The following is a 12,064-nucleotide window of genomic DNA, read 5'->3' on the forward strand; positions in this document are numbered from 1 at the left end:
CCGGCTCAGGGTCGGTCGAAGAACTCGCCGACCAGTTTGCGCTCGGCCGCCCGGAGGTGCTGGTGGTACGTCGAGCGCGCGATGCCCATCGAGTCCGCGAGGTCGTCGCCGCTGGTCGGGCGGGGCCACTCGAAGAAGTCGCCGAAGTAGGCGCGCTGGAGCGCCGTCAACTGGCGGTCCGTCAGTTCTGCCTCCAGCGCCGCGATGAACTCCTGTTTCGTCGTCGCGGCGCGCTCGCGCTCGCGGTACGCGCCGAGGCTCACCTCGTCGAACTCGGCCTCGACGTGGTCGACGACGGTCCGGGCGTTGGCCTCCCGGGGCAGTTCCACGTCGATGGTCGCGCCGTTCGGGTCGGCCTCTATCTCGATGACGTCGGCCCCGTACTCGGCGAGCGTCGAGAGCAGGCCGGAGCTCCGGACCGTGAACTCGACGAGTGAGACGCCCTCGTTGCGCGTGACGACCGTCGCCGCCTCCACGCCGTCGTGCTCCTCGGCGACCGACACGACGTGGTCGGGGTCGTCGCTCTCGACGGTGAAGAACATCCCCAGCGAGTCGTCGTCGCGGAAGACCGACCCGGCGTAGGACAGCACGGCGTCGGCGCGGCCGGCGACGTCGACGAAGAACACGGAGCGGTCGCCGACGTGGAACCGCAGTTCGACGATGTTGTCGGCCGTGAGCGTGCGCCGGGTCTCGGCGGCCGACACCGCCGTCGCGATCATCCGGGCGAGCGCGGCGAGGATGGTCACCTCGCGGTCGTCGAGCGCGTCGGGGTCGGCGGAGTAGACGGTCAGGACGCCGTACCGGGCGTCGCGGTAGACCAGCGGAATCGCGGCGAGCGTCGCGAACGACTCGTCGGTTCGTCCGGTGTGCCAGTCGGCGGTCGGCAGGTCGTCGACGGCGGCGACCTGCACCTCGCCCGTCTCGACGGCGCGGGCGACCGGCCCGTCGCTCTCTGCGAGTTCGAGGGGCGGGCCGTCCTCCGACCCGCCGACGATGGCGCTCGGACTGACGCTGTCGGTGGCGAGGTCGGGTTCGCCGACCCAGGCGCAGGTGTACGGGTCGGTGTCGGCGAGCAACGCGACCACGTTGCGCTCGATCTCGGTCCGACTCGTCGCCTCGACGAGTCCCCGGGTCGTCTCCTGGACGACGCCGTTGATGCGGTCGAGCAGGTGTTCGAGGCCCTCGCGCTCGGCGGCCAGTTGTGCGGCGTGGTGCTCGGCCGTCCGTTCGGCCTCGACGCGGTCGGTCACGTCGGTCTGGAAGCCGACGAAGTGGGTCACCTCGCCGTCGCCGGCCCGGACGGGCGCGATGTCGACGCGGTTCCAGAACCGTTCGCCGTCGGCGTCGTAGTTGACCAGTTCGACCGTCACGGACGTCTCGTTCTCGATGGCCTCCCGCATCGCCTGGACGGCGGCGGGGTCGGAGTCCTCGCCCTGCAGGAACCGGCAGTTGCGCCCGATAGAGTCGTCGCGGTCGTAGCCGGTGAGGCGCTCGAACGCCGCGTTGGTGTAGATGAGCGGCGTGTCCTCCGCCGTCGCGTCGGCGATGGTGATGCCGACGGGCGCCTCGTCCAGCGCGCGCTCTTTCAGTCGGTCGGTGCCGGTGTCGTCGTCGAGGCAGTCCTCGACGCGGGCCCGGAGGCGGTCCTCCCAGTCGCCGACGCCGCGGCGGACGTAGCCGTCGACGCCCGCGGTGACCGCCCGTTCGGCCGTCGCCTCGCTCCCGTCGGCCGTACACAGCACGAACGGGACGTCGCCGTGGACCGTCCGAACCGTCTCCAGCAGGTCGACCCCCGTCGACTCGCCGAGGTCGTACTCGCTCACGACGCACCCCGGTACGCGTCGTCCGATGGCCGCCAGCGCCTCGTCGCCGTCGTCGACGACGTCGACAGCGTCGGGTCCCACGTCCGGTAGTAGCCTCGTCGTCTCCGCCGCCCGCGCAGCGTCCCCGTCGACGAGGAGGACCCGTGTCTCTGTACTCATGTCTCCCCGTTCGACCGCGGGCGTAAAGAAGTTGGCTCGCGAAGGCGTTCGGCGCGACCGGTCAGGGGACGAGTTGTTCGCCGTCGTCGTCGAACACCCGGATTGCGTCGACGGGACAGGCCCTGGCGGCGAACTTCGCGTCGAGTTCGGCGTCCTCGGGGACCTCCCGGACGAACAGGCCGTCCTCCGTCTCCGTTCCGTCGACCATGACCGCTTTCCCGGCGTCCTCGTCGCGCTGGAACCCCTCGCCCCACTCGGCGACGCACTGGAACATCCCGATGCAGGTGTCCCGGTCGTACTCGATTCGCATGTCCGGGGCTTCGCCCGTCGCGTGTATATCGTTGACGGAGCGGGCGTCGGTCGAGTCGACCCTCGAAGGCAACCCTTATGGCGGTGGTGTCTACCAGTCGACGGTGTGCACAGTCGCCATCTCGCGCTGTCCGCCGCCCTCCTCGGCCTGCTCGTCGGTATCGTCTCGTCCGTGGCCCAGCTCTTGCCCATCGTCGTGGGGACCAGACCGGGCGAGGCGCCCGGACTCGCGCTGGGGCTGACGTTCGTGGCGTTCCTGCTGTCACCCGTCGCCGTGTTCGGCCTCGGCTACTGGACCGGGACCGACGTGGACGTGTCCACGGAGTACCGCAGCATCGCCCTCACCATCGGTCTCGTCGGCGGCGTCGCCGTGTTCGCCGGCTACGCCCTGGTCGTCGCGTTCGCGCTCGATTCGCCACTGGGCGCCGACGGCGCCACGGTTCTCGGCGCCGCAGTGCAGGTCGGCGTCCTGCGCATCGTCGACTTCGCCATCACCGGCTTCGCCGGTGCGGCCCTCGCCCAGTTCCGCGGTTCGTGACTGCGAACCCGACACGACAGTTTAAACCACGGGAGGCTCCAAACCAGCACAGATGAAGACTGCGGACGTGCCGGGCGTGCCAGGGCCCTTCGTCGAGCAACTGCACGAGGCGGGCATCGAGGAACTCTACCCGCCCCAGGCGGCCGCCGTCGAGGCGGGCGTCACCGACGGGACGAGCCTCGTCGCCTCCATCCCGACCGCCTCGGGGAAGACGCTCGTCGCCCAGCTCGCCATGCTCTCGGCCGTCCAGCGCGGCGGGAAGGCGCTCTACATCGTCCCCCTCCGGGCGCTGGCCGCCGAGAAGAAGGCCGAGTTCGAGGCGTTCGAGGCGTTCGGCGTCAGCGTCGGCGTCTCCACCGGCAACTACGAGTCCGAGGGTGGCTGGCTCGCCGACAGGGACGTCATCGTCGCCACCAGCGAGAAGGTCGACTCGCTCGTGCGCAACGGCGCGTCCTGGATCGACGACCTCACCTGCGTCGTCGCCGACGAGGTCCACCTCATCGACGACCGGAACCGCGGGCCGACGCTGGAGGTGACCCTCGCCAAACTCCGACAGCTCAACCCCGGTCTGCAGGTCGTCGCGCTCTCGGCGACGGTCGGCAACGCCGAGGACGTCGCCGAGTGGCTGGACGCCGAACTCGTCGACGACGACTGGCGCCCCATCGACCTCCGGAAGGGCGTCCACTACGGACAGGCGCTCCACTTCGACGACGGCACCACCCGCGAGGTGCCGGTCCGGGGCGGCGAGAAACAGACCGCCGCGCTCGTCCGCGACGTGGTCGACGAGGGCGGGTCGTCGCTGGTGTTCGTCAACTCGCGGCGCAACGCCGAGGCCTCGGCCCGGCGACTCGCGGACGTGGTCGAACCGTTCCTCGACCCGGAGACGACGGCCGAACTCGCGGACCTGGCCGACGACATCAGGGACGTGAGCGACGCCGACACCAGCGACGACCTCGCCGACGTGGTCGCCCGTGGGGCGGCGTTCCACCACGCCGGCCTCGCCCGGGAGCACCGGAGCCTCGTCGAGGACGCCTTCCGCGACCGGAAACTGAAGGTCGTCTCCGCGACGCCGACGCTCGCGGCCGGGGTCAACACGCCGAGTCGTCGCGTCGTCGTCCGCGACTGGCGTCGCTACGACGGCACCGGGATGAGCCCCCTGTCGGTACTCGAAGTCCACCAGATGATGGGCCGGGCCGGCCGGCCGGGGCGTGACCCGTACGGGGAGGCGGTCCTGCTCGCGAACAGCCACGAGGACCTGGAGGACCTGCAGGACCGGTACGTCCACGCCGAACCAGAGGACGTGCGGTCGAAACTCGCCGCCGAACCGGCCATGCGGACGCACGTGCTGGCGACCATCGCGTCCGGGTTCGCCCGGACCCGTTCGGAGCTCCTGTCGTTCCTCGAACGGACCCTCTACGCGACCCAGTCCACCGAGGAGGGGCGACTCGAACGGGTCGCAGACAGCGTCGTCGACTACCTGGTACAGAACGGGTTCGTCGAACGGGACGGCGACACGCTGACGGCCACGAACGTCGGCCACACCGTCTCGACGCTCTACCTCGACCCGATGAGCGCCGCCACCATCATCGACGGACTCCGGTCTGCCGGCGACCGGACGGCCACCGCGTCTGCCGACGCCGACGGCTACGCGGCGACGGAGGGAGAAGCCGGGTTCCAGACGTACAGCATCGACGACGAAGACGCCGGGGAAGACGAGGCGGCCGACTCCCGCGTCGAGAAACCGACCGCACTCGGCCTGTACCAGCTCGTCTCCCGGACGCCGGACATGTACGAACTCTACCTGAAGGCGGGCGACCGCGAGACCTACACCGAGGTGTTCTACGAACGCGAGACCGAACTGCTCGGGGCGCCGCCCTCGGAGTACGAGGAGCACCGCTTCGAGGACTGGCTCTCGGCGCTCAAGACCGCCCGACTGCTCGAAGACTGGGCCGACGAGGTCGACGAGGCTCGCATCACCGAGAGGTACGACGTCGGTCCGGGCGACCTGCGCGGGAAGGTCGAGACCGCGGAGTGGTTGCTCGGTGCGGCCGAACGCATCTCGGGCGAACTCGACCTCCCCGGGGCGGTCACGGTCGGGGTCCGGGAGGCGAAAAAGCGCGTGGAGGACGGCGTCCGCGAGGAACTGCTCGAACTCGTCTCGGTTCGCGGCGTCGGGCGAAAGCGCGCGAGACGGCTCTACGGCGCGGGCATCGAGTCGCCCGACGACCTCCGGACCGTCCCGAAGTCGGTCGTGCTGGCGGCGCTGGAGGGGCGTCGGAAGACCGCCGAGAACGTCCTGGAGAACGTCGGGCGCGAGGACCCCTCGATGGAGGGGGTCGAACCCGACCCGGACGCCGCGCCGGCGGCGACGTTCGAACGGGCCGGTGGAGAGACCGACGACGCCGACGAGAGCCAGACTAGCCTGGGTGACTTCTGATGCGGGTGGTCGACGGGTTCGCGACGGTCGAGGACGTCGACGAGTTCGTCGCGACGCTGTCGGACCTCGGCGACGAGCACGACTGCGTGATTCAGGCGTTCGACGCACGCTACGTCGTCGACGAGGCGCACCTCGAGACGGCCGTCGACCGCGCCGCCCGGGCGTGGCGACGCGACGACGCCATCGCCCACGACCCGGGCGTCGAGGTGCTGCTGTACGCCGCCGGGCGTCGCCAGATATCGCAGGCGCTCGAACTCGGCGTCGGCGAGGGCGAGGCCGTCCCGGTCGTCGCCGTCGTCGTCTCGGCGTTCCCGGACGACCCGTTCGAGACAGACGTCCGGGAGACGGCGGCGGTCGACGCGCTCGCGGACGTCCTCCGGCCCGGCGACGTGCTCGGGAGCGAGGCCGACGCCGGTCGCATCAGGTCGTTCTTCGACGTGACCGACGCCGAACTCGCGGCGACCGACGCGACGCTGTCGGAACTGGTCAGGGAACGGGTCTCGTTGCTGGTCGTCGACAAGTGAGTCGAGCCACCACGGGAGTCCTGGCACGAACGGTCGGACGCCCGTTCGCGCGACCGCCGGCACGGCGCACCCTCCGTGTTTTTGCCCGCCGGACCCGAAACGACTGCCATGCCGCGACTTGACGACCCCGTCACGGTCGGGTCGCTCACCCTCCCGAACCGGCTCTATCGCGCCCCGCTGCTGGAGTGTGCGGGCAACGGTCCGGACGCGGTCGACGCGCTGATACGACACCTCGAACCGGCCGCGGCGTCGGGTGCGGGCCTCGTCTGCCAGGGGGCGACCATCGTCCGCGAGGACGGAGGGTGTGCGGCCCCGGGGATGACCCGGGTCCACGACCCGGCGTTCGTCGCCGACCTCGAACGGCTAACCGACCGGGTCCACGACCACGGGAGTCACATCTTCCTGCAGGTCGAACACGGGGGACTCCGGAGCATGGAGACCTGGCACGCCGAGTATCGACGGGCGAACCCCGACCAGCAGCAGTTGGCGGTGTCGCGCCCGCCGTGGCAGTTGCGGTCGCTCGACCGCCTGGGCTTCCTCTCGTTCGACCCGCACGTCCTCACGACCGTCGAGGCGCGCGAACTGGCCCGGGACTTCGCCGTCGCGGGGGCACGCGCCGTCGACGCGGGCTACGACGGGGTCCACGTGGCCGGGGCGAACATGGGCATCGTCCAGCAGTTCCTCTCGCCGTTCTACAACCGCCGGGACGACGAGTTCGCCGACGGCGTGCGGTTCCTCGAACTGCTCCACGACGAGTTCAGGGAGCGTGCCGGCGATGCACCCCTCGTGACGAAGGTCCCCGTCGAGACGCCGGCCCCGCCCGGCGTCGTCCGCCGGCGGATCGGCGTCGAGGACGCGGTGACCATCGCCCGGCGACTGGACGACGTCGGGTACGACGCGGTCGTCCCGGTGCAGACGTCGGTGGTCTGGGACATGAGCATCGTCCGTGGGGAGTATCCCGACCGGGCGTGGCGCGAGTCGTCCTTCCAGCCGGGCTACCGTGCCGCGTTCGGAGGTCGGCTCCGGACCGGTGCGGTCCGGCTGGGCAACTGGCTGGAGTCGTTCGCCTACGACTTCGAACCGGCGTGGAACGCGGACGTCGCCCGGCGCGTGCGCGACGCCGTCGACTGCGCGGTCATGCTGGAGGGTGGGGTCCGGGAACGCGGCCGGATGGACCGCCTGCTGGGCGACGCCGCCGACCTCGTCGGGATGGCGCGCCCGTTCTACGCCGAACCGCGCCTGCCCGCACGACTGCTCGGGGGCGACGCGACGGACGACACCCGCGTCGTCTGCGAGAGCTGTAACAACTGCACCGTCCCGCAGGTGACGGGCGCACCGGGGCAGTGTCGCACCCCCAGCGTCCTGCGCGAACGCGGTCGCCACGAGAGGGCTGGCGCGTACGACACCGACGGGCGGGCCGCCGGTTCCGACGGAAATAACCGGTAGAAGGCTCCTCCGGTGCGAACACGGCCGGTGGCTACAATATTTATCACCGTTCGCCCCGGTGGTTCGCATGGACCGCACCGGGGACGAGCGGTCACGACTCGCAGGTCGGGGGTGCCAGGACCATGCCACAATGTAACGTCTGTATGGACGACGTCGACGAGAAGGAGGACACGCACATAGTGGTCGTCAAACCGATGGAGTACAAGGGCTCGACCCGGAAGATTCGGCACTACTACTGCAGCATCGGCTGTCTGCTGGAGCAGGCGCGGGACTGACTACTCGTCCGTCGGTCCCGTAACGACGCCGTCGACGAGCGCAGCCAGCGGTCGCTCCAGCGTGTACGTCGGCGTCTCGAGCGACAGCACCGACTCCTCGGTCAGCCCGGAGAATCGGACGTGGACCGTGTACGACCCGTCGCTCCGGATGGGCGCGGCCTCCAGCTGGTCGCGGGCGACGTCGCGCACCCAGACCATCTCGCCGGCGTACGCGGGGTCGGTGCGGCCCGTTATCTCGTAGTAGGCGTTGCTGGCGCTCCCGGTGACGGGGTAGCCCCGGTCGACCCACTCGAAGAAGCCCTCGTCGATGACCTGGACGTCCGTGTAGCCGTTCTGCTGGAGGTGTGCGGCCCGGATGGAGGAGAGGTGGTGCGGGCAGCCGCAGTAGCAGACGATGCGCGTGTCCGTCGGCCAGTCCATCACCGGGTCGTCCGAACTGCCGGCCGTGTTGGCCGGGCTACTCACGGCGCCGGTGATGTGGGACCGCTCGTACTGGGTGATCCCACGGGCGTCGACGAACCGGGCGGACTCGTCCTGGTGCCACTCGTACGTCGTGTCGACCGGCATCAGTCGTATCGTCTCCCCGTTTACGGTCGTCGTCTTCCCGTCTCCGCCGGCGAGGCAGCCTGCGACGAGCCCGGCGGCAACCGCGCTCGCGCTCGCGAGGAACCTTCGACGTTGCATGCGCAGGCCTATGGAGTGCGGGTAGAAATCGGTGTTGGTGCCGGTCGACCCCCTTCGTTTCGACTGGAAATCGGCACCCGTGGATACGCAGTCGTTCCACGTGAAGTCGGCCCGTGGGTGCGACGGCCGGCCTACGAGAACAGTCGTCGCCGGACCACGTCGGGCAACAGGTCGACGAGACCCGCGACCAGTCGCCACCGCCGCGTGACGTACGCGTGGTTCTTCCCGCGCCGGATCGCCCCGTATATCTGGTCCGCCGCCGTCTCCGGCGCGGCCATCCAGAACGTCCCCTGTGCGAGGGCCGTGTCGACGTACCCCGGTTCGATGGTGGTGACCCCGACGTCCGCGTCGAGCGTCCGCGCCCGGTACCTGAGGCCGTCGAGGTACGTCGAGACGAACGCCTTCGAGGCGTTGTACGCCGGGCCCAGCCCCGAACCGAAGCGCGCCGCGACCGAGGAGATACCGACGAGTCGGCCGTGCCCCCGGCGCTCGAAGTGGTCCATCGCGGCCGTCGCCAGCGCCACGAACCCCCGGACGTTCGTGTCCACCGTGACGCGCTCGGGTTCCCAGTCCAGGTCGCGGTTCTCGAACCCCACGCCCGCGTTGAGCACCACCAGGTCGATGCCGTCCATCGCGTCGGCCACCTCCGCGAAGCCCTGCCGTGCGTCCTCGACGTCGGTCACGTCGATGCGGGCGACGTACGCCTGCGTCGGGAGGCACGCACCGATCTCTTTGAGTCGCTCGCGCCGCCTGGCTGCGAGCCCTACCTCGTAGCCCTCGGCCGCGAGTTTGCGCGCCAGGGCTTCGCCGATGCCCGAAGATGCGCCCACCACCATCGCACTGTCGGTCATAGAGGCCACTGCGAGTGCGAGGGGCATCACTTCTCTGGTAGTTCGAGACGCGCTCGCCGCGAGCGACCCTCGGACCCGAACGGGTTCCGTGACCTTGGTTCGAAACCGAACCGTCAACGATGGGGTTTTGGTCGCTCGTCGCCACCGGGGACCATGGGAGAACGGGGACCCGACCCGAAGATTTCGAGGGACGCCGCGGTGGCGATATTCGAGGCGGCACCGTCCGGCGAGCCGTACACGTCGAGCGAGGTGGCGGACCGGCTGGACTGCGCACGGACGACCGCGTACGGGAAACTCCAGGACCTGGTCGACGACGGAACCCTCCGGACGAAGAAGGTCGGAGCCAGGGGTCGCGTCTGGTGGTTGCCGGCCGAGAGCGACACGTCGGTAGCTTCCGGGGACGGCCGGTCCGACGGGACGCTCGATACGGAGGAGGGCACCTTCCGGGCGGTCTTCGAGGGGGCGTTCGACGCGATACTGATCGCCGACGACGACGCCAGGTACGTCGACGCCAACCCCGCCGCCTGCGAACTCTTCGGCCTCCCGCGTGAGGAACTCGTCGGTCGGTCCATCACCGAGTTCGCCGCCGAAGACTACGACGTCGAGTCGGCCTGGCGCGCGTTCCACGAGTCGGACGCCGACCGCGGCCTCTTCCCCCTGGTCCGGGCCGATGGCGAGGAGCGCGTCGTCGAGTTCGGGGCGACCACGGACGTCCTCCCCGGACGGCACCTCTCCATCCTCCGCGACGTCACCGAGTACCGGGAGGTCGAAGCCCAGTTGCAGAGCGAACGGGCCCGCGCCCAGCAGTACCAGAAGACCCTCTACGCCGACGAGGTCGTCGAGGTCGAGTTCGAGACGACCGACGACGGCGATTTCTTCGTCTCGGTCTCCGACCGCCTCGACTGCCGGTGTACGTTCGAGGGCATGGTCTCGACGACGGACGAGACGATGTTGCACTACGTGCGGGTGGACGGCGCACCGCCGGAGGACGTGCTCGCGGTGGCCGAAGCGACCCCCGAGGTCGACGACTGTCGGGTGGTCCATCGGTCGGAGGGGGACGCGCTCTTCGAGGTCGACCTGGAGACCTCGGCGGTGAAGACGTTGATAGCGGCCGGGGCGAGCGGTCGAACGGTGGCCGCCGAGGGGGGCCATGCGACCATCGTCGCCGAAACGGCTCCGGAAGCAGACCTCCACGGCGTCATCGACGCCCTCCTGGACCGGTACCCCGACTCCGAGTTCGTCGCCAAGCGGACGCTGAGTCGTCCGTTCATGACGACGCGACAGTACCACGACTCGCTGCGTGACCGGTTCACCGACCGACAACTCGAGACGCTCCGGGCGGCCTTCCTGGCCGGGTACTACGAGTGGCCGCGACAGAGCACGGCGGAGAACGTCGCGGCGTCGATGGGCGTCGCCTCTTCGACGTGGCTCCGCCACCTTCGCAAGGCGGAGCGGACGCTCGTCCGGTCGTTCTTCGACGAGCTAGCTATCTAGCGCCAGTCGCTTTGGGCCGTCGCCCTGTAGTATCGTCTCATGTCCATACGGCACGAGAGGCAGACTGGCGACCACGACCTCCGCGAGACGAACACCCTCGACGCCGCGTTCGAGGCGCTCAGCCACCCACAGCGGCGCCGGGTTCTATCGGCCCTCGTCGAAGCGAGTTCGCGACGCGAGGCGGCGTTCACGTACGGCGAACTGAGGGACCGCGACGGTGCCATCGACCCGTACACGACACAGCTCCACCACACACACCTCCCGAAACTGGAGGCCGCCGGATTCGTCCACTGGGACCGCGACCGGCACGAGGTGTTGACGGGGCCGGCGTTCGAGCGCATCCGGCCGTTGCTCGAACTCTTCTACGAGAACCCCGAACGACTCCCCGGCAACTGGAGGTAGGGAGGGACCGGGAATCCGATTGGGGCGACTGGCCGGCGGGCCGTCCGGCCTCAGAGGCCGAGTTCGGACCGGACCTGTTCGAACGAGACGGTCCCATTCCCCGACGGGATGTTCGCGGGGTCCAGCGCGGTCGCGTCGAGTACCTCCTGGGGCGTCAGCCACACCCACTCCGGGGACTGGTTCTCGTTCGGGTCGCTGAAGTGCTGGAGTTCGCCTTCGAGGAACGCTTCGCTGAAGGGAGCCAGTAGCGGCGGCGGCCCCTGCGACCCCTGGAACGTGTCTTCGTACGCCGGGACGTCCTCCTCGGCGAGGTCGCCGACGACGATCCGCATGTTCATCCCGAGGATGTGGTGTGGCGCACAGTACAGGTCGTACAGTCCCGGTCGGTCGAACCGGTAGAGCCAGGCCCCGCCAGCGTTCACGACCGGCGACGAGAACGGCGGCACGTTCTCGGGTACCCGACGCTGGAAGCCGTGTGCGGGGTGATAGGCAGTGATGGTGTGGTCGGGGGTCGTGAACGTGAACTGGACGACGTCCCCCGGGTCCACGGACAGGCCCGTCGGTTCGAAGTGGAAGAGTGGCCCGTGTTCACCCGGCGAGGGGTCCTCGACGTGGAGTTCTACCACGTGGTCCGGAGCCAGCGACTGGGGCAGGTTGGCGGCGTCCGGCGTCGTGTACCCGTAGTACGGGTCGATTCGTGGTTGCCTCTGGTCGCGGTGGTCCGCGGCCGCCGCCCCGCTGCCGACCGAGAGCGCGGCGCCGACGCCGAGCGCCTTCAACATCGGCCGCCGTCCGAGTCCGAATCGGTCGCGAGTCGATGCCTCGGTCCGAGATGACTCCCTGTCGCGCGTCATGTGTACAGGCAACGGGAGAGACGACGATAGGTCGTCACGCTACGCTCGGAGGGTCGTTCCGGGCCCGGTTCCGGGTCGACCGTCCCCACCGCGTGAGCGACGTCGACCGGGCCGACGGGGTCCCGTCGGGGTTCACGGCCGTGAATCTCGGCAAGCCAGCGGACGTACTCGCCACCCGCGTTACCCTCGTCGGTATCTATCGACGCGGCCACGACCCGTCACCTGTCGACTGCCCGGTTCGCCTCCTCGTTGGTAGTTAGACAGCACA

12 protein-coding genes are annotated in these 12,064 nt (G+C 69.8%); 7 read left to right on the top strand and 5 right to left on the bottom strand.

Translation table 11 applies throughout. From position 1 onward, the window contains the following. Window positions 1–5: 5 nt before the first annotated feature. Together ACSC1W_RS15430 and ACSC1W_RS15435 are read right to left on the bottom strand one after the other, a co-directional pair. Window positions 6–1,982 carry a bacterio-opsin activator domain-containing protein gene (locus tag ACSC1W_RS15430; protein ID WP_435348454.1) on the bottom strand — a complete coding sequence of 659 codons (1,977 nt, stop codon included), beginning with the start codon at window positions 1,980–1,982 and terminating at the stop codon, window positions 6–8. Window positions 1,983–2,043: 61 nt separating this feature from the next. Continuing rightward, a complete protein-coding gene (locus tag ACSC1W_RS15435) occupies window positions 2,044–2,292 on the bottom strand; it encodes a ferredoxin (RefSeq protein WP_435348455.1) in 249 nt (82 codons plus the stop codon). Between the two features lie 105 nt (window positions 2,293–2,397). Between ACSC1W_RS15435 and ACSC1W_RS15440 the strand changes: the two genes are divergently transcribed. The 5 genes from ACSC1W_RS15440 (at window position 2,398) to ACSC1W_RS15460 (ending at window position 7,511) form a co-directional block, all read left to right on the top strand. After that, a complete protein-coding gene (locus ACSC1W_RS15440) occupies window positions 2,398–2,829 on the top strand; it encodes a hypothetical protein (RefSeq protein WP_435348456.1) in 432 nt (143 codons plus the stop codon). Between the two features lie 52 nt (window positions 2,830–2,881). Further along, window positions 2,882–5,266 (top strand): ATP-dependent DNA helicase, encoded by a 2,385-nt coding sequence (locus tag ACSC1W_RS15445; protein WP_435348457.1) that lies wholly within the window; start codon window positions 2,882–2,884, stop codon window positions 5,264–5,266. Further along, window positions 5,266–5,790, top strand: a complete 525-nt coding sequence (gene cgi121, locus ACSC1W_RS15450; protein ID WP_435348458.1) for a KEOPS complex subunit Cgi121 — start codon at window positions 5,266–5,268, stop codon at window positions 5,788–5,790. The genes ACSC1W_RS15445 and cgi121 overlap by 1 nt, the downstream gene beginning before the upstream one ends. A 108-nt stretch (window positions 5,791–5,898) precedes the next feature. Next, window positions 5,899–7,236 carry an oxidoreductase gene (locus tag ACSC1W_RS15455; protein WP_435348459.1) on the top strand — a complete coding sequence of 446 codons (1,338 nt, stop codon included), beginning with the start codon at window positions 5,899–5,901 and terminating at the stop codon, window positions 7,234–7,236. 122 nt (window positions 7,237–7,358) lie between these two features. Continuing rightward, complete coding sequence (locus ACSC1W_RS15460; protein WP_435348460.1) at window positions 7,359–7,511, top strand: hypothetical protein; 153 nt, start codon at window positions 7,359–7,361, stop codon at window positions 7,509–7,511. Here ACSC1W_RS15460 and ACSC1W_RS15465 read toward each other — a convergent pair whose 3' ends face one another. Both ACSC1W_RS15465 and ACSC1W_RS15470 read right to left on the bottom strand, forming a co-directional pair. Then, window positions 7,512–8,195, bottom strand: coding sequence for a rhodanese-like domain-containing protein (locus tag ACSC1W_RS15465; protein ID WP_435348462.1), 684 nt, complete (start codon window positions 8,193–8,195; stop codon window positions 7,512–7,514). It abuts the gene before it with no gap. Between the two features lie 131 nt (window positions 8,196–8,326). After that, window positions 8,327–9,046: an SDR family NAD(P)-dependent oxidoreductase gene (locus tag ACSC1W_RS15470; protein WP_435348463.1), complete on the bottom strand. Its 720-nt coding sequence runs from the start codon at window positions 9,044–9,046 to the stop codon at window positions 8,327–8,329. A 153-nt stretch (window positions 9,047–9,199) separates the two neighbouring features. Here ACSC1W_RS15470 and ACSC1W_RS15475 point away from each other — a divergent pair, with 153 nt between their 5' ends. Both ACSC1W_RS15475 and ACSC1W_RS15480 read left to right on the top strand, forming a co-directional pair. Further along, window positions 9,200–10,540 carry a bacterio-opsin activator domain-containing protein gene (locus tag ACSC1W_RS15475; protein ID WP_435348464.1) on the top strand — a complete coding sequence of 447 codons (1,341 nt, stop codon included), beginning with the start codon at window positions 9,200–9,202 and terminating at the stop codon, window positions 10,538–10,540. A gap of 39 nt (window positions 10,541–10,579) precedes the next feature. Further along, complete coding sequence (locus tag ACSC1W_RS15480) at window positions 10,580–10,942, top strand: DUF7344 domain-containing protein (RefSeq protein ID WP_435348465.1); 363 nt, start codon at window positions 10,580–10,582, stop codon at window positions 10,940–10,942. Window positions 10,943–10,992: 50 nt separating this feature from the next. Here the strand turns inward: ACSC1W_RS15480 and ACSC1W_RS15485 are convergent, their stop codons facing one another. After that, entirely contained in the window at window positions 10,993–11,724 is a 732-nt protein-coding gene (locus ACSC1W_RS15485) for a cupredoxin domain-containing protein (protein WP_435348466.1), read from the bottom strand. Window positions 11,725–12,064: the final 340 nt, after the last annotated feature.

The organism is Haloarchaeobius marinus, from assembly GCF_051207415.1.
Taxonomy (GTDB): domain Archaea; phylum Halobacteriota; class Halobacteria; order Halobacteriales; family Natrialbaceae; genus Haloarchaeobius.